Here is a 24,281-nt window from a genome sequence, read left to right as displayed (position 1 = left end):
GGTCGCGGTCCGCAGGGTCAGGCGTGGACGCGGGGGGTGGTCGCGGTGCGCTCGCGGCGGGCGGGGATGAGGCCGGGGTAGGCCGCGTGGACGCCGACCGCGACGAGCGCGGTGAGCACCGCCTTGATGAGGTCGCCGGGGATGAAGACGGCGGCAACCGTGGTGGCCCTGACCAGCGAGAGGTCCGCGACGAGCGCCATCCCGAGGATGCCGATGACGTTGAGGACGAGGACGCCGCCGAGGACGTTGGCCATGACGCCGAGCGTGACGCGGTACGGGCGGCCGATGAGCTCGGTGAGCCGGCCCACCAGCCAGGCGGCGACCGGGAAGCCGACGAGGTAGCCGACGCTGGGGCCGGCGAAGACGCCGAGCCCGCCGCGACCGCCGGACAGCAGCGGCAGGCCGATCGCCACGAGGCCGAGGAACAGCAGGACCGCGAGGGCTCCACGCTTCGAGCCGAGGATGGCTCCGGCGAGCATGACGCCCATGGACTGCGCGGTGATGGGGACCGCGGCGCCGAACGGGGCGACGGCCGGGATGAGGCCGAGGGCGGCGATGACGCCGGTGAACATCGCGATGAGAGCGAGGTCTCGGGACGTGAGCATGCCCGTACTGTGCCACTCCGGCGAGGTCCTGGGGAGGTGCGGGTCGGCCTGCGGACGCAGGCGCGGCGTGAGGGCGTCGCCGCCTGCGCGCCGCCTGCGAGAATCGCCGCATGACGACGCCCGACGCGCAGTCCGCGCTCGCGATCCCCGGCTTCACCCACGTCTACTCCGGCAAGGTGCGGGACCTCTACGCGCCCGACGGCCGCGACGACCAGCTGCTCCTCGTGGCCTCGGACCGGATCTCGGCCTTCGACTTCATCCTCGACCCGCCGATCCCCGACAAGGGCGCGGTGCTCACGCAGCTCTCGCTCTGGTGGTTCGACCAGCTCGCCGACCTCGTGCCCCACCACGTCGTCTCGACCGACGTGCCCGACGTCGTCGCCGGGCGCGCGGTGCTCGTGCGCCGCCTCGAGATGGTCCCGGTCGAGTGTGTGGCCCGCGCCTACCTCACCGGCGGCGGGCTGCGCGAGTACGCCGCCGACGGCACCGTGAGCGGCCTCGCGCTGCCCGAGGGGCTGCGTGACGGCGACCGCTTCGCCGCACCGCTCTTCACGCCGTCGACGAAGGCCCCGATGGGGGAGCACGACGAGCCGATGACCTACGAGGAGGTCGAGGCGGAGGTCGGGCCCGAGCTCGCCGCCCGGCTCCGCGACCTCACGACCCGGATCCTCGCCCGCGGCAACGAGATCGCGGGCGAGCGCGGGATCCTCATCGCCGACACCAAGGTGGAGTTCGGCCTCGACGCCGACGGCACCCTCGTCCTGGCCGACGAGGTGCTCACCCCGGACTCGTCGCGGTTCTGGCCGGCCGACCAGTGGGAGCCAGGCCATCCGCAGCCGAGCTTCGATAAGGAGTTCGTCCGCGAGTGGCTGCTCTCGCCCGCGAGCGGCTGGGACAGGGCGTCGGGCAAGGCGCCCCCTCGGCTGCCGCCCGAGGTCGTGGAGCGGACCCGGGCCAAGTACGTCGAGGCCTACGAGCGGCTCACCGGCCGGACCTTCTGAGCCGCCGGCTGCCGCCAGTCGGGGGCTCCGTGACGAGTCGGGGGGCCGTGGCGCCCCGACCCGTCACGCCACCCCCGACTCGTGGGTTCCGGCCCGAGGTCGCGTGAGACCCGAGGGTGCCGGTCCTGATCCTGACGAAACCGGCTGCGCGGGGGCCCGACGCCGGGGGACGATGGACCCATGGTGTCGGCCACGAGCCGCGGTGCCCGTCTGGTCGCGCTGACCGTGGGAGCCCTCGTGGCGGTGTCGGTCGGTGCGGCGGTTCCTGCGGGGGCGGGCGGATCCCCCGGAGACTGGACGCCGGGGTGGGCGGGAGCGGCGAGCGCGGTGAGCGCGGTGACGGCCGCGACGCCGGCGTCGAGTGACGACGTCCGGCGCTTCGTCGACGAACGGGCCGAGGCGCTGCGCCTGCCGAGCCTCGCCGTCGTGGTCGTCAAGGACGGCCAGACGTTCGTCGAGCACTACGTCGGCGGGGTCGACGGCTCGACGCCCTACTACCTGGGCTCCACCTCCAAGCAGCTCACCGGGCTCGTCGCGCAGGCGCTCATCGCCGACGGTCGGCTGCGACTGGACGACCGCCTCGGCGACGTGCTGCCGGAGTTCGCAGACGCAGGCCCGTCGCACGCCGCGATCACCGTGCGCCAGCTGCTGGGCCACACCGCCGGCTGGTCGACGGCGGCCGGCCAGCGCAAGTGGGGTTGGTTCGCCGGCGCCCCGGGGTCGATCCGGGACGAGGCCGAGGTCCTCGCGTCGGTGGACCTCGAGCGCGCGCCGGGTTCCGGGTACGAGCACTCGAACGCGAACTACGACGTCCTCGGTGCCCTCATCGAGGAGGTCACCGGGACGAGCTACGCCACCGCACTGCGTGACCTCGTCGCCGGTCCACTGGGGTTGACCCGGACGACCGCCGATCCGGCCGAGGCCGCGCGGTGGGGGGTCGCGGAGGGCCACTACACGTGGTTCGGCGCCCTCACCGTGCCCACCCCCGCGCCACGGCCCGCGGGGGGCGTTCCCTCGGCCCTCGTCGTGTCGAGTGCCGACGACCTGGCCCTCGTGGCCCGGGCACACCTCGGCGCTGTCGACACCAGGCTCCCTGACGAGGTGCTCGCCGCCGCGGCGGAGCCCGTGGCCCGCGTCCACGACCAGGCCGAGTACGCCAGCGGGTGGTACGTCCGGCGGCTGTGGGAGGCCGTGCCGCCCGGAGGCGACTGGCGCGACCCCGGGCTTCCTGCCTGCCTCGAGCACGACGGCATGATCGACCGGTCGATGACGACGATGTTCGTCTGCCGGGAGGTGGGGCTCGCCGTCGTGGCCCTGTCCAACGTCGGCTCCGGACCTGACGCGAACCGCCTGCAGCGGCTCCGGGTGGAGCTCGTGCACCAGGTCCTCGGCACCGAGGCGGGCGAGCCGCCGCGGGACCTCCTGGTCGAGCGTTCGACCTGGGTCCTCGTCGGTGGTCCCACCCTCGGTCTCGGTCTCGTGCTCGTCGCCGCAGCGTTGGCTGCATGCCGCCGCCGGACGGCCGCGACCATCGTGAGTCTGGTGGCCCTCGCCTACGGCGCGGGCCTGCTCTGGCTCGCCCTGGTCCACGTGCCGAACCGCGACGGGGCCCACCTCCCCCTGAGGGCGATGTGGTCCGCGGTGCCGGACCTCGCCCTCGTCACCGCGATCACGACGCTGCTGCCCGTCGCAGCGGCAGGGATCGCGGTTCGACAGGCCGCCGGCCAGCGACGGCCCCAGGGGCCGCGCTCACCCGCGGACGCCGGGATCTGACCTCCGGGGCGGGCCAGTAGCCTGTGACACGGCCCGGCCGCACCACCCCTCGGAGAACCTGTGTTGGTTTCCTCGCACGACCTCGCCCTGACCGCCGTCGAGGGCGGGTCCGCCCTCTCACCGTTCCGGGCACGCGCCCTCCTCGCGAGGCTCCGGTCGGTGGACCCGGGGGTCACCGGCGTCTCGGCCCGCTTCGTGCACTGGGTCGCCAGCGAGGAGCCCCTCACCGACGACGTCGCGGAGACGGTGTCCCGGTTGCTCACCTACGGCGAGGCGTATGCCGGCGCGCCGGCTGACGAGGAGCCCCGCACCCTCGTCGTGGTCGGCCCCCGGCTCGGCACCATCTCGCCGTGGGCCAGCAAGGCGACCGACATCGTCCACAACTGCGGCATCGACATCCGCCGCGTCGAGCGGGTCACCGAGTTCGTCGTCGAGGGGGTCGAGCTGACCGGCGAGCCGTGGGGCGCGGTCGCCGCGCTCCTCCACGACCGCATGACGGAGACCGCGCTCCCGCTGCGCGAGGCGGCGCAGGTCCTCTTCGACGAGCGCCAGGCCGAGCCGATGGAGCACGTCGACGTGCTGGGCGGCGGCCGCGCCGCGCTGGAAGGCGCGAACACGGCATACGGGCTGGCCCTGTCGGACGACGAGATCGACTACCTCGCGGAGTCGTTCACGGGGCTGCAGCGCAACCCGACGGACGTCGAGCTGATGATGTTCGCGCAGGCCAACTCGGAGCACTGCCGGCACAAGATCTTCAACGCCGACTTCGTCGTCGACGGCGAGCCGCAGGTCCGCAGCCTGTTCGGGATGATCCGGCACACCGAGGCGGTCGCCGGCGCGGGCACCGTCGTCGCGTACAAGGACAATGCCTCCGTCATGGAGGGCGGGCGGGTCGAGCGCTGGCTGCCCGGGTGCGGTGACGGGCCGACGGCCTACGCCGCGCGAGAGGAGGACGTCCACGTCCTCATGAAGGTGGAGACGCACAACCACCCCACCGCCATCTCTCCGTTCCCCGGAGCCGCGACCGGCGCCGGCGGCGAGATCCGCGACGAGGGGGCGACCGGGCGGGGGTCCGCGCCCAAGGCGGGGCTCACCGGCTTCGTCGTGTCGAACCTGCACCTGCCCGGCACGGACGAGCCGTGGGAGCGCGAGGTCTACGGATCGCCTGACCACATCGCGACGCCGCTCGCCATCATGGTCGACGGCCCGATCGGCGCCGCAGCCTTCAACAACGAGTTCGGGCGACCCGGTCTCGGCGGGTTCTTCCGCGTCTACGAGCAGACCGTCGACGGGGTGCGCCGCGGCTACCACAAGCCGATCATGAGCGCCGGCGGCCTCGGCTCGATCAGCGCCGACCAGACCGAGAAGGTGCTCTTCCCCGCGGGGACGCTCCTCGTGCAGATCGGTGGCCCGGGCATGCGCATCGGCATGGGCGGCGGTGCGGCGTCGTCGATGGCCTCCGGCGCCAACGCGGCCGAGCTCGACTTCGACTCGGTGCAGCGCGGCAACCCGGAGATGGAGCGGCGCGCGCAGGAGGTCATCAACCACTGCTGGTCGATGGGGGCCGACAACCCCGTGCTCGCGATCCACGACGTCGGCGCCGGCGGCCTTTCCAACGCCTTCCCCGAGCTCGTCGACGACGCGGGGCTCGGTGCCCGGTTCGACCTCTCCGCGGTGCTGCTCGAGGAGTCCGGTCTCGCGCCCAAGGAGATCTGGTGCAACGAGAGCCAGGAGCGCTACGTCCTCGCGATCGCGCCGGAGTCGCTCGGGCTGCTCGAGTCCTTCGCCGAGCGCGAGCGCTGCCCGCTGTCGGTCATCGGGGTGGCGGCGGACGACGCCCAGCTGCTCGTGGCCGGCGACTCCGACGACGACGTCCCCATCGACATGCCGATGGAGGTCCTGCTCGGCAAGCCGCCGAAGATGACCCGCGACGCGACCCGGGTGTCGTGGACCGGCGACCCGCTCGACGTGGGCGCGGTCGACGTGCGCGACGCGGCATACGCCGTGCTCCGGCACCCGTCGGTGGCGAGCAAGCGCTTCCTCGTCACCATCGCGGACCGGACCGTGGGCGGCTTCTCGCACCGCGACCAGATGGTCGGCCCGTGGCAGGTGCCGGTCGCCGACGTCGCGGTCACCCTGGCGGACCACGTCGGCTTCGCGGGTGAGGCCATGGCATCCGGCGAGCGTATGCCGCTGGCCTCCGTCAACGCTCCCGCCTCCGGGCGGATGGCGGTCGGCGAGGCGCTGACCAACCTGCTCGCGGCGCCCCTGCCGGCGCTGGCGGGCGTGAAGCTGTCGTGCAACTGGATGGCCGCGGCGGGGGAGGACGGCGAGGACGCCGCCCTCTACGACACGGTCGAGGCCGTCGCCATGGAGCTGTGCCCGGCGCTGGGGATCTCGGTGCCGGTTGGCAAGGACTCGATGTCGATGCGCACGCGCTGGACCGACGCGACCTCCGGGCAGACCCGCCAGGTGACGTCGCCGGTCTCGCTCGTCGTCACCGCGTTCGCGGCGCTGCCGGACGTGCGCGGCACGCTCACGCCCCAGCTGCAGCCCGACTCGGCGCTCGTCCTCGTCGACCTCGGCGCCGGCGCCGACCGCCTCGGCGGCTCGATGCTCGCCCAGGTGTCGGGGGTGTTCGGCGGTGAGGTCCCCGACCTCGACGACCCGTCCCGGCTCGTGGCGCTCGCCGAGGCCGTGCGCGAGCTGCGTTCTCGCGGGCTGGTTTCGGCCTACCACGACCGCTCGGACGGCGGGCTGTGGGCGACCGTGTGCGAGATGGCGTTCGCGAGCGGTCTGGGGGTCGAGGTCGCCGTCGACTCGGTGGAGGCCCTCTTCACCGAGGAGCTCGGCGCGGTGCTCGGGGTGCCGGCCGACGCGGTCAACGAGGTGCGCGAGGTGCTCGTCCGCGCGGGCGTCGGCGACTTCTCGTCGGTCGTCGGCGGGACCCAGGAGGAGCGCCGGGTGCGGGTGTCGGTCGACGGCGACATGCCGATCGACGAGGCCGTGCAGGACCTCGTGCAGGCGTGGGACGAGGTGTCCTGGCGGATCTCGTCGCTGCGCGACAACCCGGAGTGCGCCGACGAGGAGCACGCGTCCGTCGGCACCGACGGCGACCCGGGGCTGCATGTCTCGACCTCCTTCGACCCCGCCGACGACGTGGCTGCGCCGTTCCTCAACCTCGGCGCCCGGCCGCGGGTGGCGATCCTGCGTGAGCAGGGCGTCAACTCCCACGTCGAGACGGCCTACGCGTTCCACCGGGCCGGCTTCGAGACGATCGACGTCCACATGACCGACCTGCAGACCGGCCGGGCCTCCCTGTCCGACGTCGCCGGGCTGGTCGCGTGCGGCGGCTTCTCCTACGGCGACACCCTCGGGGCCGGTGAGGGCTGGGCGCGGTCGGTGCTCTTCAACGAGAAGCTGACGGACGAGTTCCACGACTTCTTCCACCGCGGCGACACCTTCGGGCTCGGCATCTGCAACGGCTGCCAGATGTTCGCGGCGCTGGCCGACCTCATCCCGGGCGCGCAGGACTGGCCGCGGTTCACCCGCAACCGCTCCGAGCAGTACGAGGCGCGCCTGTCGCTGGTCGAGGTCCTCGACTCGCCCTCGATCTTCACGTCCGGCATGGCCGGGTCGCGCATCCCGATCGCGGTCGCGCACGGCGAGGGGTTCGCCGACTTCTCGGTGCGCGGTGACGTGGTGGGCGTGCAGCGGGTGGCCCGCTACGTGACGAACGACGGCGGCGTCGCGACGTCCTACCCGGTCAACCCCAACGGGTCCCCCGACGGGCTCACCGCGGTCACGACGACCGACGGCCGGTTCACGGCGATGATGCCGCACCCCGAGCGGGTCCAGCGCAACGCCCAGATGTCGTGGACGAGCGGGTCGGTCGAGGACCTGTCGCCGTGGATGCGTCTCTTCCGCAACGCCCGTACCTTTGTCGGATGACGGGACAGGGTGGGGCGACCGGGCACGTGCGTGCGATGGCACGGGATCGGCTCGTCGGCGTCAGCACGCGACTGCTGGCGGGGGCCTCGGTGTTGACGACCACCGGGCTCCTCATCGGCCTCCGGAGCGCGTGGCAGCAGTACGAGGAGTCCTCAGAACCGGACGGCTCGCCCCTGACGCTGACCTTCGCCGTTCGCACCACCCTGCTGGTGGTCGAGTCCGGTTTTCGTCCGATCGGTGCCCAGCTCCTGCTGGCGTCGGCGCTGGTGGCCGTCGCCGTCATGGCCCTCCACCGTCACCCTTCGTGGGGGCAGGCCAGACGGCTCCGCTGGGAGGTGCTGGGGGCTCTGCTGCTCGCCCTCGTCGTCGTCCTGGGGCTCGTTCTGGCCAACCTCTATGCGATGACGAGTCCGGACAGTGCGGGGGATGACCCGGCGGGCTTCTTCGGCACGGGGCCGCCGACCGACCTCATCGTGGGCAACCTGATGACGCTCTGCGCCTCGCTGCTGACCCTGACCGGGGCGGTGCTGTGGTGGGTGCGCCTCGCGCCGGCGCCCGAGGTCGACCTCGGGGAGTCGGTCGACGAGGAGCCGACGGCGACGGACTCGACCCCGGGGGATGCGTCCCGCGATGAGTCGACCCCGTTCGTGGACGACGGGACCACCACGGACTGGTCACGGGACTGGTCTCCGGAGGACTTCCGGCCGCCGAGGTGACCGAGCCGCAGCGACGGCGGGCCGCCCGGTTCAGGCGGGGGGAGCAGGCGAGGGGGCGGTGTCGCCCGCGGCCTCGCTGAAGGGGACGGCGCCGGCGCTGCGGGCGAGCACCTCCCGCGGCCCCACCACCCCGGTCGGCAGCGGCTGCCGGGCCGCCGCCCGCTTGAGCGCGTCGACGGGAAGCGGGTCACGCGAGGCGGCGACGACGACGTTGCCGAACCCCTTCGACTTGAGCACGCTGTGCAGCGCGACGTGGGCCGTCTGAGCACCCGGGCCCAGCGCGGCCCGGGCACCCGAGGCGACGCGCGCGGCATACCTCAGTCCCGGGCGGTCGCCGAGGTTCGCGAGGAACAGCCCGCCCGGTGCGAGGACCCGGGCGACCTCACCCATCCACTCGACCGAGGTGAGGGAGGCGGGGACCTGCCCGCCGGCATACGCGTCGAGGACGACGAGGTCCGCGCTGGCGGGGGCGAGCCCGGCCACGCCCTCCTCGCCGCCGAGCGGGCGCACCCGGATGCGGTGGCCGCGGGGGAGCGGCAGCTCGCGTCGGACCGCCTCGGTGAGCGCGGTGTCGGGCTCGAGCACGATCTGGGGAGACCCGGGGCGGGTGTGGTGCACCCAGCGCGCCAGCGTTAGCCCGGCGCCGCCGACGTGCGTCACCCGCACCGGTTCCGGACGGGCGAAGACCGCGTCGACGCAGAGGGCGAGGTGCTGGACGTACTCGAACGCGAGGTAGGAGGGGTCGGTGAGGGACACCGCCGACTGGGCGTGCTCGCCGACGTGGACCCACGTCACGTCGCCGTCCTGCTCGAAGACGGGCGCGTCGGTCACGCCCCACAGCCAAGCACCCCCCGCGCCGACGTGGCGCGGGGGGTGCGTGGGGTGCGGGGACCGATGGTGCTCAGAGGCCGCCGATGCGGCTGGCCGGAGCGGTGAGGCCGGGGTTGGCCTCGAAGTACGCGACGAGGTTGGCCAGGTCCTCCGGGCCACCGGCGCGGTTCGTGCCCTTGGTGAAGGCGGTGAACAGGTCGCCACCGTCGGCGAGGAAGTTCAGCGTCCCGACCCGGTAGGTCTTCGTCGCCTCGATCGGCGCCCCGTCGAGGGCCATCGAGCCGAAGACCACCCGCGAGCCCTGCGGCTGCGACGCGTCCCAGTCGTAGGTGAAGCCCTCGGAGACGCCCAGAGCCAGCATGGGGCGCGAGCCGCGGGCGGCCACGGGCTGGTACTGCTGCTCGAGGACCTGGCGGATCTGGTCACCGGTGAGGTCGACGCTCACGAGCAGGTTGTTGAACGGTGCGACGTCGAACGCCTCGGCGTAGGTGATCTGACCGGGCGCCTCGGAGTACTTCGGGGCCATCGGCAGGTCCTCGCGGACACCTCCGACGTTCATGAACGCGATCTGCGCGCCGCCCTCGTTCGCCCCGTCGGTGCCGGCGAGGATCGCGTCGGCCACGACGTCGGCCATCGGCGTCTCGATGCCGCGGTTGCCGCCGGAGTCCCCGAGGATGTCCTCGGTGTGCGTCCCCACGACCTGGGACTTGAGCGGGCCCGCGAGGGTGTTCCACTTGTCGATGATCTGGGTGATCGCGCCGTCCTTCGTCTCCTGCTTGACGAGGTGGTTGACGGCCGTCGACCGGTCACGAACCACTTCACCCGTGCGACGGTCGATGACGAGCGAGGTCTCCGTGACGGTGCGTCCGTAGTCGTGGGCGCTGGTGACGAGGCGCGGGTTGCCGGCCGGGTCGGGCAGCGAGCAGATGTAGGCCTGGTGGGTGTGACCGGTGACGATCTGGTCGACCTCGGGGGTCATCTGGGCGGCGATCTGGGCGATCGGCGACGAGATGCCGTTGCAGGCGTTGATGTTGCCGCTCTGGTAGCCACCCTCGTGCAGGAGGACGACGATTGCCTCGACGCCCTGCTTCTTGAGCTGGGCAGCCTGCGCGTTCGCGGTCTGGACCTCGTCGAGGAAGTCGACCGACGAGACGCCGGCCGGGCTGACGAGGGTGGGGGTGGCCTCGAGGGTCATGCCGATGAAGCCGATCTTGGCACCCTTGATCTTCTTGATCGAGGTGCCGGGCAGGAGTGTGCTGCCGGTGTCCTTGCGGACCACGTTGGCCGAGAGCCACTGGAAGTCGGCACCCGCGTACGGCGCCTCCGGGAAGTAGCAGCCGTCGGTCGGGTGGCAGCCGCCGGCCTGCATGCGGAGGAGCTCGTCGGTGCCCTCGTCGAACTCGTGGTTGCCGACCGAGCTGACGTCGAGGCCCATCTCGTTGAGGGACTCCACCGAGGGCTCGTCGTGGAACATGCCCGACAGGAACGGCGAACCACCGATGAGGTCTCCGGCCGCGACCGTCAGGCTGCCGGCGTAGCCGGACTTCTGGCGCAGCGCGCCGAGCGTCGAGGAGAGGTACTCGGCGCCACCGACGGGCGTCTGGCTCGGGTCCTCGACGGGGGTGAGCTTCGGGTCGGTGGCCTCGAGGTGCCCGTGGTAGTCGTTGAACGACAGCAGCTGCACCGTCGTCGTCGCCTTGGTGGCCTCGGGGCGGTCGGCGCTCGCCGGGGCTTGCGCAGCGAGGGTTGCGGCGCAAGCCGCCGCGACAACGGTCGCGCCGACCCGGCGCCTGGTGGTGATCGTCATGCCAACTCCTGGTTCCGCCACTCCGGGTGAGTGCGCGCGTGGTTGCCGGCAGGGGCTCGGCAACCCGGTCCATATTGCCCTGAGGCGGGCCATTTGCACACCCTTCTGTGCAAACGTTCTGTGAACGACGCGTGACCCGACCGCCGCGAGGGTGACGTCCGAGGTCAGACCTACGATGAGCGGTATGCCGCCCCGTCGCCGAGTGCCCGTGACCGCTGGGCGCGCTGCGCTCACCACCTGGGCCGCCGACCCCGCCGCGGCGGACCGTCCCACGACGGCCCTGGCCGTCCGGTTCACCCTCGAGGAGCTCGGCATCCGCGCGCCCGGGCGCAGCGTGGAGGTGCGCGTCCCCCCGTTCGGCGTCGTCCAGTGCGTCGAGGGCCTCCAGCACCGTCGCGGCACCCCTCCCAACGTCATCGAGACCGACGCGTCCACCTGGCTCGCGCTCGCGGTCGGCGACCTCGACAGCGCCGCCGCCGCCGGTGGGGGGCGCCTGCGGGTGAGCGGCACGCGAGCCGACCTCACGGCATACCTCCCGCTCTTCCCCCACGACGAAGCGAGCTGAACCGACGTGCGCCACGGCATCTCGATCCTGCCCGACCTCCCCTGGCGCGAGGCCGGCCCGCGCTGGCGCGCCGCCGAGGAGATGGGCTTCAGCCACGCCTGGGTCTACGACCACCTCGTGTGGGGCGGGCTCCCGGACAGCCCGTGGTTCCCCGCGGTGCCGACGCTGGCCGCCGCGGCGGGGGTGACGTCGACGATCCGGCTCGGCACCTTCGTCACGTCGCCGAACTTCCGCCACCCCTACGTCTTCGCCCGCGACGTGCTCGCCCTCGACGACCTGTCCGGGGGGCGGTTCCTCTGCGGGCTCGGCACCGGCGGCGACCTCGACGCGACCATCCTCGGCGAGACGCACCCGCTCAGGGCGCGGGTGGACCGCTTCCACGAGTTCGTCCCGCTCCTCGACCGCCTGCTGCGCGAGGACCACGTCGACCACGACGGTGAGTGGTATGCCGTCCGCGACGCGCGCACGCTCCCCGGTCCGGTTCGCGACCGGGTCCCCTTCGTCGTCGCGGCCAACGGGCCGCGCTCGCTCCGCCTCGCCGCCTCGCACGGCGACGCCTGGGTGACGACGGGCGCCGGTGGGGACACCGTGGAGGAGTGGTGGGCCGGGGTCGCCGCGCTCGCCGCTCGGTTCACGGACACGCCCGGGTCGGAGGGCAAGGACCGCTACCTCCTGCTCGACGCCTCGCCGCAGTTCTCGCTCGAGTCGGTCGGCGTCTACGAGGAGATGACCGGGCGCGCGGCCTCCCTGGGCTTCACCGACACCATCACCCACTGGCCTCGTCCCGAGGACCCGTATGCCGGGTCGGAGGCGACGCTCGAGGAGGTCGCCTCCCGAAGTACCGTGGACCCGTGAACAGTCAGGTCCGTCGCCCCAACCACCTCCGCGTCCTCATCATCGGAGCGGTCGTCGGCTTCGCCCTCGGCGGGTTCCTCGGGATCTTTCGCGGGCTCGAGCCGTCGTCGCGGGTCGTGCAGGGCGAGTACTCGACGTCGACGGCGGTCGGCTACCTCGGGTTGCTCGGCGCGATCGTCGTCGGGCTCCTCGCCGCCGCCGTCTCCGTCCTCATCGAGACGCTCTCGGAGCGCCGCAACCGATGAGTCCCGGCCTGCGACTCGCGCTCGGGGTGATGCTCGCCCTCGTCGTGACGAGCCGCCGCCGACCCTGACGGCGGTCAGGCGAAGGTGAAGAGCGCGACCGGGTCGGACGTCGGGTGCTCGGAGCCGGTCTCGGGCTCGAGCGTGATCCCCGCACCGGTGGCGGCCGAGGCGTCACCCTTGAGCATCACGGCCACGGTGGCGTTGGACGTCGGGATCATCCCGGCACTGACCATGCCCAGCCCGGGCACGTCGAACCACAGCTGGTAGGCCCGGCCGGCGGGCGGCGTCGGCATCGCGTCGGCGACGAAGACGGCCTGCTTCATCGACGGGCTGCGGACGATGGCGATCTCGGAGGCACCCATGGGCTGCTCGAGCCGCTGCGCGTCCTCGGCCCGGAGCACCTGCTCGGTGGCGGTGACCTGCTGGCCCGTGTCCGCGTCGTCCCACGGCTGCCACGCCAGGGTCGCGACCCCGATGACGGCAGCGGCGGCGACGCCGGCGAGCCAGGGCTGCAGGCGCCGGCCGCGTCGGGCGGCCAGCTCGTCGACCACGGGGGCATCCTGCGCCGGCGCGGCGACGGACGACGGGGACGCCTCGGGGGTGCCGGGCGGGTTGCGGGTCCCGGTGGTCTCGACGAGGGGCGAGAGCTGGCGGGTCTGGGAGATGGCGGAGAGGACGGAGGCACGCAGCGCGGGCGGCGGGGTCACCTCGACGTCGGAGGTGAGCGTCGCGGCGGCGGCCCGGAGCTCGGCGACCTCGGCGCGGCAGTCGGGGCACTGCTCGAGGTGGGTCTCGAAGGAGGCGCGCTCGTCCTCGGTCACGGCGTTGACGGCATACGCACCCGCCAGGGCGTGGGTGTCAGGGTTCATGCCGTCACCTCCAGGGTGTCGCGCAGTCGGATGAGGCCGTCCCGGATCCGTGTCTTCGCGGTCCCGAGCGGGATGTCGAGGAGGGCGGCCACCTCGGTGTGGGTGTGGCCACCCAGGTAGGCGAGCTCGACGGCTCCCCGTTGGGTGTCGGTGAGACTGGCCAGGGCCCGTCTCACGCGCTGCTGGTCGAGGCGGACCTCGACCTGCTCGAGTGTCGAGTCGTGCTCGCGGTCGACCGTGGTGGCCTCGTAGGTGACCTCCCGCGCCTTGCTGGCCTCGGCCGAGCGGACCCGGTCGACGGCCTTGCGGTGGGCGATGGTCATCATCCACGAGAGCGGTGAGCCCTTGGCGGGGTCGTAGCGGGTGCAGTGCCGCCAGATGTCGAGGTAGGCGTCCTGCGTGACCTCCTCGCTCTGCGCCCGGTCACGCACCACCCGGACCACGAGACCGTGGAGCCGGCTGGCGGTGGCGTCGTAGAGCTCGGCGAAGGCGGCTTCGTCGCCGCGGGCCGCCCTGGTGAGGAGGGCGACGAGGTCCGGCCCCATGGCAGCGGTCGGTAGGGACGTGTCCCCCGATCCGACCGCTGCCATGACGACCATGATGACCTACGCCTCGTGGAGCCGGATCACATGGCCGGCAGGAGGACGCCGTCGATGATGTAGACGGTGGCGTTGGCGGTCTGCACGTTGCCGCAGATGACCTTGGCCTCTCCGACGGTGAAGTCCTCACCGCTGCCCGCGACGGTGATGGTGCCGCCACCGAGGGTCTTGTGGTCGCCGGCGATCTTGTCGGGGGCGATCTTGCCCGCGACGACGTGGTTGGTGAGCACCTTGGTGAGCAGACCCTTGGGGTCGGCCATCGCGGCGTCCATCGTCGCCTTGGGGAGCGCGGCGAAGGCGTCGTTGACCGGCGCGAAGACGGTCAGCTCGGGGGCGCTGTTGAGGGTGTCGACGAGACCGGCCTCACCGACGGCGGTGACGAGGGTCGACAGGAGCGGGTTGGCGCTCGCGGCGGTGGCGACGGGGGCCGTCGACATGCCGTCGAAGGAGCCCGCGCCCGAGGCGGGGACCTGGCTGCAGGCGGCGCCGAACGGCTCGCCCGCCATGGCCATGGACTCCGTGGGGGAGGCCGAGGCGCTGGGGGAGGCCGACGCCGAGGCCGAGCTCTCCGTGGTGGAGCCGGCGTCCGTGGAGGCGTCCGAGCTGCCGCAGGCCGCGAGGCCGAGCGGGAGGACGAACGCGAGGGCGAGGGCCGAGGAACGGTGCGTGAGCTTCATGATCGATCTCTTCCTGGAATGGGTTGGCGTACACCTCCTATTCGCAGCCGCCGGCATTCCGGATTGCCTGCGCCCCAATGTTTCTCGAACTTTCTCGCCCACGCCGCCCCGCGGCTACTCGACGGTGACGGGGATGGTGTGCCAGCCGGTGGCGCCGCGGGGGAAGGGCTCGGTGCGCTGCTCGGGCTGGACCGCGCCGGTGAGGTCGGTCGCGCGGACGGTCAGCTGGTGCTGGCCGGCGGGGGCGTCCCACTCGAGGTACCACTGGCGCCAGTAGTCGATGTTGGCGTCCGGGCCGAGCACGGCCTGCTGCCAGGGTCCCTCGCCGATCCGGACCTCGACCTTGGCGATCCCGCGACCCTGCGCCCAGGCGACGCCGCCGATGACGTTCTTGCCGGTCCTGAGCTGGGCCAGGCCCCGGGGCGTGTCGATGCGCGACTGGGTGAGGACCCGGCCGTCGGTCGCCCACTCGCGCTCGGTCCAGTAGGCCTTCTGCGCGGCATACGTGGTCGCGGTGAGGCGCTCGACCCACTTGGTCGAGCCGACGAACCCGAACAGGCCGGGGGTGACGAGGCGGACGGGGTAGCCGTGGCGGCGAGGCAGCGGCTCGCCGTTCATGCCGATGGCGAGCAGGGCGTCGCGGTCGTCGGTGAGCGCCTGGACCGGCGTGGAGATGGTCATGCCGTCGACGGAGGTGCTGAGGATCTGGTCGGCACCCGAACGCACACCGGCGCGCTCGAGGAGCTGGCGCACGGGGACGCCGAGCCAGCGGGCGCCGCCGATGTAGCCGCCACCGACCTCGTTGCTCACGCAGCACATCGTGATGTCCTTCTCGACGAGGTCCATCGAGCTCAGCTCGGCGTAGTCGATCGTGAAGGGTGAGTCGACGTCGCCGTCGATCGTCAGCGACCAGCCGTCGACGTCGACGCGGGGGATGACCAGGGCGGTGTCGATCCGGTAGAAGTCCTTGTTCGGCGTGCGCCACGGGACGAGGCCCTTGATGCGCCCCTCGAGCCCGGCCGGCAGGGGCGGGAGCGTCTCGGCCGGCGTCGGCAGCGTCACCGAGGACGGCGCGATCGCGTCGGTGGTGAGCTTCTGGCCGAGGCCCCCGACCGCGGCCGCGCCGACCGCCGTGCCGCCGGCGGCGAGCAGGAAGCTGCGACGCGCAGGGGCGACGGGCTCTCCGGTCTCGCGGGCGTTGTGGTCGGTCGGCTGCTCCCGCCCGGCCCCGGCCGGTGCTCCCGCGCCCCCAGCGCGGGGGAGCAGGCCGAGCAGCAGTCCGAGGACGGCCACGCCGACGAGCCCGGTCACGAGACCGGGGATGACGTCGGCCGGGCCGGCCGTGGGGCGCAGGACCGCCGCGGCGGTGGCGAGGACCGCGAGCGCGAGGATGACGAGCCGGCCCACCACCGGGCGGCGAGCGGACAGCAGACCGGCCACCGCGGCGAGGAGGAGGGTGACGACGGCGACGCTCCCGATGAGCACCGGCTTGTCGGCGGTTCCCATGGTGCGCACCGCCCACTCCTTCACCGGCGTCGGCGTCGCGTCGATGACCGTGGAGCCGACGGCGAGCACGGGCGAGGCCTCCGGCGCGACGAAGTACGCCGCGAGGTGACCGGCGGCGGCACCAGCCGCAGCCGCGAGGAGGCCGCTGGCGGCATACGGCCAGCGTGAGCGCGTCGTGCCGGAAAGGTCCATGTGAGGTCATTCGGTGCCGAACCCGGTGCGGATGGGTCACCGACGGCCGCGCCGAGGCCCCGCGGGGTCGTGGGACACTGACAGCGTGGCACGCGGAGACGGACGACTCACCCACGACCTCATGCCCGGCGAGAAGGGGCCGCAGGACGCCTGTGGGGTCTTCGGCGTCTGGGCTCCCGGCGAGGACGTCGCCAAGCTGACGTACTACGGCCTCTACGCGCTGCAGCACCGCGGGCAGGAGTCGGCCGGCATCGCCGCGTCCGACGGGCGCCGCCTGCTCGTCTACAAGGACATGGGCCTGGTCTCGCAGGTCTTCGACGAGCGCTCCCTCGGCTCGCTCAAGGGTCACCTCGCGATCGGGCACTGCCGCTACTCGACGACCGGGGCCTCCACGTGGGAGAACGCCCAGCCGACCCTCGGCGGTCACGACGGCGGCACCGTGGCGCTGGCCCACAACGGCAACCTCATCAACTCCGGCGAGCTCCGCGACCTCGTCGACGAGCGCAGCGGCTCCGGCCCGCACCCCGGTGAGCTCGGTCGCGGCAACACCACCGACACGGCCCTCGTCACCGCCCTGCTCACGGCCGACCCGGACCGCACCCTCGAGGACTCCGCGCTCGAGGTGCTTCCGCGGCTGCGCGGCGCCTTCTGCTTCGTCTTCATGAACGAGCAGACCCTGTATGCCGCCCGCGACCCCCAGGGGATCCGTCCCCTCGTGCTCGGCCGGCTCGAGCGCGGCTGGGTGGTCGCCTCCGAGACGGCGGCGCTCGACATCGTCGGTGCCTCGTTCATCCGCGAGGTCGAGCCGGGCGAGCTCATCGCCATCGACGAGGACGGGCTGCGTTCGCAGCGGTTCGCCGAGACCGACCGCAAGGGCTGCGTCTTCGAGTACGTCTACCTCGCCCGCCCCGACACGACGATCAACGGCAAGGTCGTCCACGAGGCCAGGGTCGAGATGGGCCGCGCCCTCGCCCGCGAGCACCCGGTCGAGGCGGACCTCGTCATGCCGACGCCGGAGTCGGGCACCCCCGCCGCGATCGGCTACGCCCAGGAGTCGGGGATCCCCTACGGCCAGGGCCTCGTCAAGAACGCCTACGTCGGCCGCACCTTCATCGCGCCCTCGCAGACCATCCGCCAGCTCGGCATCCGGCTCAAGCTCAACCCGCTCAAGGACGTCATCAAGGGCAAGCGGCTCATCGTCGTCGACGACTCGATCGTGCGCGGCAACACCCAGCGCGCGCTCGTCCGGATGCTGCGAGAGGCCGGGGCGGCCGAGGTCCACGTGCGCATCTCCTCGCCGCCCGTGCGCTGGCCGTGCTTCTACGGCATCGACTTCGCGACCCGCGCCGAGCTCATCGCCACCGGCATCGGGGTCGAGGAGGTCTGCCGCTCGCTCGGGGCGGACTCGCTGGGCTACATCTCCGAGGCCGGCATGATCGCCGCGACCGACCAGGAGCCGGAGAAGCTCTGCACGGCCTGCTTCACCGGCAACTACCCGATCGAGCTGCCGTCCGCGGACCGGCTGGGCAAGGGCCTGCTCGAGCTCGAGTTCCCCGTCGACGCGGGCCTCAGCGACGTCACCGAGACCGGCACGCTCGACGTCGACCGGGTCTCGGTCACCGCTGCCGGCGGAGCCGCGGAGGCCGTGCGCCGCCCGTGACGAGCCGGGAACTAGGCTGACCGGCGTGAGCGGACAGGGCGAGCAGATCACGTACGCCGCAGCCGGCGTCGACGTCGAGGCCGGTGACCGTGCCGTCGAGCTGATGAAGGCGGACGTGCGTCGCGCGACCCGGCCCGAGGTGCTCGGCGGGCTCGGCGGCTTCGCCGGGATGTTCGACGCGAGCGCCCTCACCCGCTTCCGGCGTCCCGTCCTCGCGTCCAGCACCGACGGGGTCGGCACCAAGGTCGCCATCGCGCAGGCGCTCGACCGGCACGACACCATCGGCTTCGACCTCGTCGGCATGGTCGTCGACGACATCGTCGTCTGCGGCGCCGAGCCCCTGTTCATGACCGACTACATCGCCTGCGGCAAGGTCGTGCCCGAGCGCATCGCCGCCATCGTCGGCGGCATCGCCCGCGCCTGCCAGCAGGCCGGCGTGGCCCTCGTCGGAGGCGAGACGGCCGAGCACCCGGGCCTGCTCGGGCCCGACGAGTACGACGTCGCCGGCGCCGCCACCGGTGTCGTCGAGTACGCCGACGTGCTCGGCCCCGGCCGCGTCGCGGTGGGCGACGTCGTCCTCGCCCTCGAGTCGAGCGGGCTGCACTCCAACGGCTACTCCCTCGTGCGCCGGATCGTCTCCGCCGCCGGCTGGGAGCTCGACCGCGACGTGCCCGAGTTCGGCCGCACGCTCGGCGAGGAGCTGCTCACCCCCACCCGCGTGTACGCCGCCGACCTGCTCGCGCTCATCCGGGCCGACGGCGTCGACGTGCACAGCCTCAGCCACGTGACCGGGGGCGGGCTCGCCGCCAACCTGGCCCGGGTCCTGCCGGACACCGTGCTCGCCCGGGTCGACCGGTCGACGTGGACCCCGCCCCCCGTCTTCACGACCCTCCAGCAGCTCGGCAACGTGCCCCGCGACGACATCGAGCGCACGCTCAACATGGGCGTGGGGTTCGTTGCCGTCCTGCCCGCCGACTCCGTGGACTCCGCGAGCGCGGTGCTCGCGGAGCGCGGCATCCGGTCGTGGGCGATCGGCGAGGTGCAGTCGCTCGAGGGCGCGAGCCTCGCCCCCGGTGTCGAGGTCGTCCGCGGCGCCAAGGGCGTCGACGGCGGCTCCGTCCAGGTCGTCGGCGACCACCCCGCCTGAGCCGACCATGTCCGACGACCCGCCCCCGATGCTCGAGCGCAGCACGCGGCGCTGGGCCGTCGGCGTCCTCTCCGTCGCCACGGTCCTGCTGACCGCCTGGCTCACGCTGGTCATCGTGGCTGCATGGCTGGTGGGGTCCGCCATCGAGGTCGTGAGGGATCGCGACGTCGGCGCACTCGACCTCACGGCGCTGCTCGTCGAGGTCGCGCCCGGTCTGCTCGTCGGGTGGGGCGTCGGGCTCGCGGCCGCCGCGCTGCTGGGCCGCGGGGAGGCGTTGGGTCCTCGCGGCGCGGGCGTCGCCGCCGGGTCGCTCGGTGTCCTGGCGGGTGCTGCGGTGCTCGCCGCGACCGGCGCCCTCTGACGAGGGGGAGGGCCTCAGACCAGGGTGATCTGGGGACCGTAGAGGGCCATCGCCGCGAGGGCCCGCTCGTGGTTCTCGGGGGTGGAGCCGGCGCACCCGTCCGCGGCCACCCGCACGAGGGCACCGGCGTCGGCCGCGGGCAGCGCCGTCGAGAGCACGCAGCAGTCGGTGGAGACCCCGGTGAGGAGCACCCGGGCGTCGTCACCGACGACCTCCCGGAGCACGGGCCACTTGCCGAACGTGCCGGCGGTGAGCACCCGGTCGGCGACACCTCGGAGCTGGGGCACGACGGCATACAGGGGGTCGTCGTCCGGGACGAGGGCGAACGGCCAGGCGTCGTAGTACGGCCCCCACGAGCCGCCGAGGGCCGGGTCGGCGACGAAGCGCGTCACGATGGTGCGCGAGGGCCCGTATGCCGCGGCGAGACGCACGATGCGGGGCGCCGTCTGCGACCACATCGGCGACCCCCAGGCGCTCGTGGCCGGGTCCGCGAAGATCGCCTGCGGGTCGATGACGACGAGCCACTCGCCGGGCAGCGGCTCGACGTCGAGCGGCCGGCCCGAGGTCACGTGCCGCTCTCCTGGCGGCGCACCGTGCCCCGGCGGGCGGCGTACGTCACGACGAAGGACAGGATCAGCGCGAGGAGCACGCCGAGGTTGGCGTAGGCGAAGGTTCCCTCCCAATACGCTGACGAGTCGGCTGTTCCTTCGATGAACGTGCCGAGGCCGAGCGGGTCGAGCAGGAAGCCCTGCCAGTTGTTCCACGTCGCGTCGTCGGCGAAGTTGTTGACGACGAGCCCCCACCCGAGCACGGACGCGACGACCATCGTCCCGATCGAGACCCAGTCGAAGGCGCCGTAGCGGCCGGTCTCGTCGAAGAGGGCGTCGTCGTCGTAGTCGCGCCGCCGCAGGGCGATGTCGGCGATCATGATCCCCGCCCACGAGGCGAGCGGCACCCCGAGGGTGATGAGGAACGACTGGAACGGGTTGATGAAGCTCTCGGCGACGAAGACCACGTAGAACGTGCCGAGGGTGAGGATGAGGCCGTCGACGAGCGCGGCCATGGGCCGGGGGATGTTCACCCCGAGGGAGATGAGGGTGAGGCCGGAGGAGTAGATGCCGAGCACCGCCCCCGACACGAGCGAGAGGATCGCCGCGAGGAGGAACGGGACGAGGACCCAGGTCGGCAGGAGCGTGGCGAGGGTGCCGATGGGGTCGGCGCCGATGCCGGCGAGGACCTCCTCGTCCGACCCGGCCAGGGCGAGGCCGTAGCTGACGAGCAGGGCCGGCGCGAGGGCGCCCCCGAAGGTGTTCCAGCCGACGATGGCCGCCCCGCTGGCGTCCCGGTGCTGGTAGCGGGACCAGTCGGCGGCGATGTTGATCCAGCCGAGCCCGAAGCCGGTCATCACGAGGGTGAGGGCGCCGATCGTCGCGCCGATCCCGCCGGAGGGCAGCGAGGAGATCGCCGACCAGTCGAGGTGCTGGACCGTCATGGCGACGTAGAGGACCGTGATGGCGCCGGTGAGCCAGGTCAGCACCGACTGCATCCGCATGATGATGTGGTAGCCGGCGACCGAGGCGAGCACGATCATCGTGGCGACGACGACCGCGGCGACGACCTTGGTGACCGTGCCCCCGCCCCAGCCGAGGCGCTCGAAGATCGTCGCGGTCGCGAGCACGGCGAGGATGGCGAGGAAGGTCTCCCAGCCGATCGAGACCAGCCACGAGACGACTCCGGGCACCCTCTGACCCTTGACGCCGAACGCGGCGCGCGACAGCACCATCGTGGGGGCCGACCCGCGCTTGCCCGCCAGGGCGATGATCCCGCACAGGGCGAACGAGACGATGATGCCGACGACCGTCACGACGAGGGCCTGCCAGAAGGAGATGCCGAAGCCGAGGACGAACGCGGCGTAGGAGATGCCGAACACCGACACGTTGGCGGCGAACCACGGCCAGAACAGGTCGCGCGGTGAGGCGGTGCGGGCCGCCTCGTCGATGATCTCGATCCCGGTGGTCTCGACGCCGAGCCGTTTGGCGGCGTCGGCGCTGCGCACGTCAGTCATGCCCGTGAGCATGTCAGATCCCCGAGGTCAGGGCGCACAGGCCGCACGTGGCGTGCGGGGGAGGATCGAGCAGGCGGTCAGACGTCAGCGACGTCCGCTGGCCCACTTGTCGTAGTCGTCGTCCTCGTCGGTCTCCGGCTCGGCGACCCGAGTCGTCGACGGGAGCGACGGCGCGCTCCCGTGGAGTTCGCGCTCAAGCGAGCTCAGGTCGGTGTCGGGGCTGTAGTACTTCAGCTCCCGGGCCACCTTGGTCTGCTTGGCTTTTGCTCGGCCGCGCCCCATGGCGAGACCCCCTTGTGCGTCTGCCGGGCGACATACCCGAAGGGACGGCCCCGAAGGGGTCATCCCAAGTCGAGCTGTGGTCCCGGGAATCGTGTGTATGTCGTGGGGTCAACGCTACAGCAGCCCGGGGTGTTTCCGCTCCACCGGTCAGGGTTGCGGGAGCCAGATCGTCGGCGACCCCGCGGCCATGCGCTGCTCCGCGATGTGGTCGGCGGCGGCGGCCGGGCTCTCGCCCCGCTCGTCGGCGACCCGGAGCACCTCGAGCGTGTGCTCGAAGATGGCGCTGGCACCCCTCTTGGCCCGCTCGAAGTCGAAGCCGCGCAGCTCGTCGCTGACCTGGATGACGCCGCCGGCGTTGACGAGGAAGTCGGGGGCGTAGGTGATGCCCTTGGCGACGAGCCGGTCCGCGGTGCCGCCGTCCCCCTCGATGACGAGCTGGTTGTTGGCTCCGCCACAGACGATGCGGGCCTTGAGCACCTCGACGGTGTCGTCGTCGAGGGCGCCACCGAGCGCGCACGGGGCGTAGACGTCGAGGTCGCCGCGCACGAGGGCGGCCACGTCGCCGACCGTCTCGACCGACGGGTGGGTGGCGAGCAGGGCCGAGACGGCGGCGCTGTTGACGTCCGTGACGACGACCTGGGCGCCGTCCTCGACGAGGTGACCCGCGAGGACGCGCCCGACCTTGCCGACGCCGGCGATGCCGACTCGTCGGCCGCGCAGGGTGGGCTCGCCCCAGACGTGCTGGGCGGCCGCGCGCATGCCCTGGAAGACCCCGTATGCCGTGAGCACCGAGGAGTCGCCCGCGCCGCCGTTCTCGGGGGAGCGGCCGGTCGCGAAGCGCGTCGTCTCGGCGACGACGTCCATGTCCTGCACGTAGGTGCCGACGTCGCACGCCGTGACGTAGCGCCCGCCGAGGCTCTCGACGAAGCGCCCGTAGGCGCGCAGCAGCTCCGGGGTCTTGTCCGTCGCCGGGTTGCCGATGATCACGGCCTTGCCGCCACCGTGCGGGATGCCGGCCAGCGCGTTCTTGTAGCTCATGCTGCGCGACAGGCGCAGGACGTCGGCCAGGGCCTCGTCGTCGCTGCTGTACGGGAAGAAGCGGGTGCCGCCGAGGGCCGGGCCGAGCGAGGTGTCGTGGATGGCGATGATCGCCCGCAGGCCCGTGGTCCGGTCGAAGCAGTGGACGACCTGCTCGTGGCCGTCCATGGAGAGCGGGGAGGTCGGCGGGGAGGGCGGGACGGTGGTGCTCGACACGGTCACGGTCGTGACTCCTTCGTCAGTGCGCGCCGCGAGGTGGTGCAGCGCAGAGCGGGTCGTGGCGTGGGTCGCACGCACCCCCACAGGCTAGCCGTGTCTCCCGGACCTGCTCGCGGTGTCCGGCCCGGAGGCGACGGGGTGCAGCCGCGCCACGGGGATGGTGCGGCCGGACCTCCGCTCGTACTTCTCGACCGAGGGGATCCGGGCGAGGACCGTGCCACGCCAGCCGCTGCCGGACTCAGCCCTCGACTCCGGTCGCCCCGTGCGAGGCACCCACCGGCTTGGACTCCGGCGACCCCCGCTCGCGCAGGTAGATGGCGAGGACCACCATGCTCCCGACGGCGAGGAACTCCGACTGCCAGTTCTGGAACGTCCGGCTCCAGAAGTCCGGTGCGGCGAGGTAGTCGGCCCAGCCGAGGGGCGCCTGGAGGTCCCGGATCTGCTCGGCGTTGTGCGCGGCACGGCCGGCGACGAGCTGGGCGACCCACGAGCCGAGGAAGATCAGCCCCATCGTGAGCCCGAGGGAGTGCGAGTAGAGGCGGCGGCGCCACCCGCCGACAGCGGCCCACCGGGGGGAGCCGGGCTCGGCGAACCGGCCGACCTTCTGGTCCTCGTCGCTCTCCCGCCCGACCTTGTCGAGCGGCTTGGACTCCGGCGAGCCGCGCTGGACGAACCACACGGTGAGGAGGATGAAGAGGAGGAACTGGAGGTACTCGGACTGCCAGTTCTCGGCGACGTCGACCGCGAAGCTGGACGACGCGAGGTACTCGCCCATCCCGACCGTCGGCAGACCGTGGTCGCGGGCGTCGTCGTTGACCCCGGCGAGACCGGAGACGGCCTGACCGACGAGCGCGAGGACGAGCAGCCCGGCGAAGACGAGCGACAGGCCGTGGTCGCGCCGCCTCCTCATCGGGCACTCACCCCCATCGCGAGGCACCAGGCGAGCCCGCCGACGATGAAGACCAGCCACCCGACGAACATCCAGCGCATCCTCGTCACCGACCCTCGACGGAGCAGTCGTAGGGGAGGTCGTCGCCGCGCGGACGGCACCCGGCGGCGGTGACCCGCCAGCCGTCGTCGAAGCGGGCGAGGAACACCGTCTCGCCGCCCCAGCGGACGATCGCGTCGCGCCCGTAGACCTCGGCCGTCGGCTCCGCGCCGGCGAGGTCGTCCGGAGCGACCTCGGCGAGCGCGGCGGCGCAGTCGTCCCCGTCGGAGCGGAGCACCTCGAGGGTGGCCGGTGCGAGCAGGTCGCACGCGCCCCGGGGCGCCGACGAGGCCGCCGCGAGGAAGGCGGTCGCCGCGTCGGTCGCGGCG

23 protein-coding genes are annotated in these 24,281 nt (G+C 72.9%); 10 read left to right on the top strand and 13 right to left on the bottom strand.

Going from position 1 to position 24,281, the window contains the following annotated elements; genetic code table 11:
- Positions 1–17: 17 nt before the first annotated feature.
- Entirely contained in the window at positions 18–605 is a 588-nt protein-coding gene (locus tag N801_RS08100; protein WP_035936031.1) for a biotin transporter BioY, read from the bottom strand.
- Positions 606–715: 110 nt separating this feature from the next.
- On the opposite strand from N801_RS08100, the gene N801_RS08095 reads away from it, so the two are divergent.
- From N801_RS08095 to N801_RS08080, 4 genes are all read left to right on the top strand, one after another.
- Entirely contained in the window at positions 716–1,606 is an 891-nt protein-coding gene (locus N801_RS08095) for a phosphoribosylaminoimidazolesuccinocarboxamide synthase (RefSeq protein WP_035936029.1), read from the top strand.
- Between the two features lie 180 nt (positions 1,607–1,786).
- Entirely contained in the window at positions 1,787–3,379 is a 1,593-nt protein-coding gene (locus tag N801_RS08090) for a serine hydrolase domain-containing protein (RefSeq protein WP_035936027.1), read from the top strand.
- A 63-nt stretch (positions 3,380–3,442) separates the two neighbouring features.
- Positions 3,443–7,330, top strand: a complete 3,888-nt coding sequence (gene purL / locus N801_RS08085; RefSeq protein WP_035936122.1) for a phosphoribosylformylglycinamidine synthase — start codon at positions 3,443–3,445, stop codon at positions 7,328–7,330.
- Entirely contained in the window at positions 7,327–8,046 is a 720-nt protein-coding gene (locus N801_RS08080) for a hypothetical protein (protein WP_156996617.1), read from the top strand. The genes purL and N801_RS08080 overlap by 4 nt, the downstream gene beginning before the upstream one ends.
- Before the next feature lie 30 nt (positions 8,047–8,076).
- On the opposite strand, the gene N801_RS08075 is transcribed toward N801_RS08080, so the two are convergent.
- Together N801_RS08075 and N801_RS08070 are read right to left on the bottom strand one after the other, a co-directional pair.
- Positions 8,077–8,877: a spermidine synthase gene (locus tag N801_RS08075; protein WP_169744228.1), complete on the bottom strand. Its 801-nt coding sequence runs from the start codon at positions 8,875–8,877 to the stop codon at positions 8,077–8,079.
- Between the two features lie 70 nt (positions 8,878–8,947).
- Positions 8,948–10,684 (bottom strand): bifunctional metallophosphatase/5'-nucleotidase, encoded by a 1,737-nt coding sequence (locus tag N801_RS08070; protein ID WP_035936022.1) that lies wholly within the window; start codon positions 10,682–10,684, stop codon positions 8,948–8,950.
- Positions 10,685–10,868: 184 nt separating this feature from the next.
- On the opposite strand from N801_RS08070, the gene N801_RS08065 reads away from it, so the two are divergent.
- The 3 genes from N801_RS08065 to N801_RS08055 are packed head-to-tail and all read left to right on the top strand — an operon-like array spanning position 10,869 to position 12,349.
- Complete coding sequence (locus tag N801_RS08065; RefSeq protein ID WP_035936018.1) at positions 10,869–11,249, top strand: sterol carrier family protein; 381 nt, start codon at positions 10,869–10,871, stop codon at positions 11,247–11,249.
- 6 nt (positions 11,250–11,255) lie between these two features.
- A complete protein-coding gene (locus tag N801_RS08060; RefSeq protein WP_035936014.1) occupies positions 11,256–12,104 on the top strand; it encodes an LLM class flavin-dependent oxidoreductase in 849 nt (282 codons plus the stop codon).
- Positions 12,101–12,349, top strand: a complete 249-nt coding sequence (locus N801_RS08055) for a hypothetical protein (protein WP_035936011.1) — start codon at positions 12,101–12,103, stop codon at positions 12,347–12,349. The genes N801_RS08060 and N801_RS08055 overlap by 4 nt, the downstream gene beginning before the upstream one ends.
- A gap of 74 nt (positions 12,350–12,423) precedes the next feature.
- Here N801_RS08055 and N801_RS08050 read toward each other — a convergent pair whose 3' ends face one another.
- The 4 genes from N801_RS08050 to N801_RS08035 all read right to left on the bottom strand — a co-directional run bounded on the left by N801_RS08050 (position 12,424) and on the right by N801_RS08035 (position 16,192).
- A complete protein-coding gene (locus N801_RS08050; protein WP_035936009.1) occupies positions 12,424–13,218 on the bottom strand; it encodes an anti-sigma factor in 795 nt (264 codons plus the stop codon).
- On the bottom strand, positions 13,215–13,808 hold the full coding sequence (gene sigK, locus N801_RS08045; protein ID WP_439330533.1) for an ECF RNA polymerase sigma factor SigK: 594 nt from the start codon (positions 13,806–13,808) through the stop codon (positions 13,215–13,217). Before sigK ends, N801_RS08050 begins: the two co-directional genes overlap by 4 nt.
- 35 nt (positions 13,809–13,843) lie before the next feature.
- Positions 13,844–14,494 (bottom strand): fasciclin domain-containing protein, encoded by a 651-nt coding sequence (locus N801_RS08040; protein WP_035936003.1) that lies wholly within the window; start codon positions 14,492–14,494, stop codon positions 13,844–13,846.
- Positions 14,495–14,608: 114 nt separating this feature from the next.
- A complete protein-coding gene (locus tag N801_RS08035; RefSeq protein WP_035936000.1) occupies positions 14,609–16,192 on the bottom strand; it encodes a molybdopterin-dependent oxidoreductase in 1,584 nt (527 codons plus the stop codon).
- 85 nt (positions 16,193–16,277) lie between these two features.
- Between N801_RS08035 and purF the strand changes: the two genes are divergently transcribed.
- The 3 genes from purF to N801_RS20680 are packed head-to-tail and all read left to right on the top strand — an operon-like array spanning position 16,278 to position 19,360.
- On the top strand, positions 16,278–17,852 hold the full coding sequence (gene purF, locus N801_RS08030; RefSeq protein ID WP_035935997.1) for an amidophosphoribosyltransferase: 1,575 nt from the start codon (positions 16,278–16,280) through the stop codon (positions 17,850–17,852).
- Positions 17,853–17,877: 25 nt separating this feature from the next.
- Positions 17,878–18,999 (top strand): phosphoribosylformylglycinamidine cyclo-ligase, encoded by a 1,122-nt coding sequence (gene purM, locus N801_RS08025; protein ID WP_035935994.1) that lies wholly within the window; start codon positions 17,878–17,880, stop codon positions 18,997–18,999.
- A 7-nt stretch (positions 19,000–19,006) separates the two neighbouring features.
- The gene (locus N801_RS20680; RefSeq protein ID WP_035935991.1) at positions 19,007–19,360 is read left to right on the top strand and encodes a hypothetical protein; all 354 of its coding nucleotides are present in this window, start codon (positions 19,007–19,009) and stop codon (positions 19,358–19,360) included.
- 14 nt (positions 19,361–19,374) lie between these two features.
- On the opposite strand, the gene N801_RS08015 is transcribed toward N801_RS20680, so the two are convergent.
- The 6 genes from N801_RS08015 to N801_RS20985 form a co-directional block, all read right to left on the bottom strand.
- On the bottom strand, positions 19,375–19,929 hold the full coding sequence (locus tag N801_RS08015; protein ID WP_052112762.1) for a cysteine hydrolase family protein: 555 nt from the start codon (positions 19,927–19,929) through the stop codon (positions 19,375–19,377).
- Positions 19,926–21,425: a purine-cytosine permease family protein gene (locus N801_RS08010; RefSeq protein ID WP_035936113.1), complete on the bottom strand. Its 1,500-nt coding sequence runs from the start codon at positions 21,423–21,425 to the stop codon at positions 19,926–19,928. Before N801_RS08010 ends, N801_RS08015 begins: the two co-directional genes overlap by 4 nt.
- 84 nt (positions 21,426–21,509) lie before the next feature.
- Complete coding sequence (locus N801_RS08005) at positions 21,510–21,707, bottom strand: DUF3073 domain-containing protein (RefSeq protein WP_035935988.1); 198 nt, start codon at positions 21,705–21,707, stop codon at positions 21,510–21,512.
- Positions 21,708–21,854: 147 nt separating this feature from the next.
- Positions 21,855–23,042, bottom strand: coding sequence for a Glu/Leu/Phe/Val family dehydrogenase (locus tag N801_RS08000; protein WP_245618307.1), 1,188 nt, complete (start codon positions 23,040–23,042; stop codon positions 21,855–21,857).
- Between the two features lie 160 nt (positions 23,043–23,202).
- Positions 23,203–23,874 (bottom strand): DUF6766 family protein, encoded by a 672-nt coding sequence (locus tag N801_RS07995; RefSeq protein WP_035935986.1) that lies wholly within the window; start codon positions 23,872–23,874, stop codon positions 23,203–23,205.
- Between the two features lie 85 nt (positions 23,875–23,959).
- On the bottom strand, positions 23,960–24,281 hold a 322-nt coding region (locus N801_RS20985), incomplete at its 5' end, for a hypothetical protein (protein ID WP_035935984.1).

The organism is Knoellia aerolata DSM 18566, assembly GCF_000768695.1.
In the GTDB taxonomy this organism is placed as follows: domain Bacteria; phylum Actinomycetota; class Actinomycetes; order Actinomycetales; family Dermatophilaceae; genus Knoellia; species Knoellia aerolata.
This window is presented reverse-complemented; position numbering and strand designations above follow the sequence as displayed.

Excerpts from the sequence above, each read along its gene's own strand:
- N801_RS08070 (WP_035936022.1), bottom strand. The coding sequence starts at position 10,684 with ATGACGATCACCACCAGGCGCCGGGTCGGCGCGACCGTTGTCGCGGCG.
- N801_RS08040 (WP_035936003.1), bottom strand. The coding sequence starts at position 14,494 with ATGAAGCTCACGCACCGTTCCTCGGCCCTCGCCCTCGCGTTCGTCCTC.
- N801_RS08090 (WP_035936027.1), top strand. The coding sequence starts at position 1,787 with ATGGTGTCGGCCACGAGCCGCGGTGCCCGTCTGGTCGCGCTGACCGTG.
- N801_RS08010 (WP_035936113.1), bottom strand. The coding sequence starts at position 21,425 with ATGACTGACGTGCGCAGCGCCGACGCCGCCAAACGGCTCGGCGTCGAG.
- N801_RS20680 (WP_035935991.1), top strand. The coding sequence starts at position 19,007 with ATGTCCGACGACCCGCCCCCGATGCTCGAGCGCAGCACGCGGCGCTGG.
- N801_RS07995 (WP_035935986.1), bottom strand. The coding sequence starts at position 23,874 with ATGAGGAGGCGGCGCGACCACGGCCTGTCGCTCGTCTTCGCCGGGCTG.
- N801_RS08035 (WP_035936000.1), bottom strand. The coding sequence starts at position 16,192 with ATGGACCTTTCCGGCACGACGCGCTCACGCTGGCCGTATGCCGCCAGC.
- N801_RS08095 (WP_035936029.1), top strand. The coding sequence starts at position 716 with ATGACGACGCCCGACGCGCAGTCCGCGCTCGCGATCCCCGGCTTCACC.
- N801_RS08005 (WP_035935988.1), bottom strand. The coding sequence starts at position 21,707 with ATGGGGCGCGGCCGAGCAAAAGCCAAGCAGACCAAGGTGGCCCGGGAG.
- N801_RS08065 (WP_035936018.1), top strand. The coding sequence starts at position 10,869 with ATGCCGCCCCGTCGCCGAGTGCCCGTGACCGCTGGGCGCGCTGCGCTC.
- N801_RS08080 (WP_156996617.1), top strand. The coding sequence starts at position 7,327 with ATGACGGGACAGGGTGGGGCGACCGGGCACGTGCGTGCGATGGCACGG.
- N801_RS08050 (WP_035936009.1), bottom strand. The coding sequence starts at position 13,218 with ATGAACCCTGACACCCACGCCCTGGCGGGTGCGTATGCCGTCAACGCC.
- N801_RS08100 (WP_035936031.1), bottom strand. The coding sequence starts at position 605 with ATGCTCACGTCCCGAGACCTCGCTCTCATCGCGATGTTCACCGGCGTC.
- sigK (WP_439330533.1), bottom strand. The coding sequence starts at position 13,808 with ATGGCAGCGGTCGGATCGGGGGACACGTCCCTACCGACCGCTGCCATG.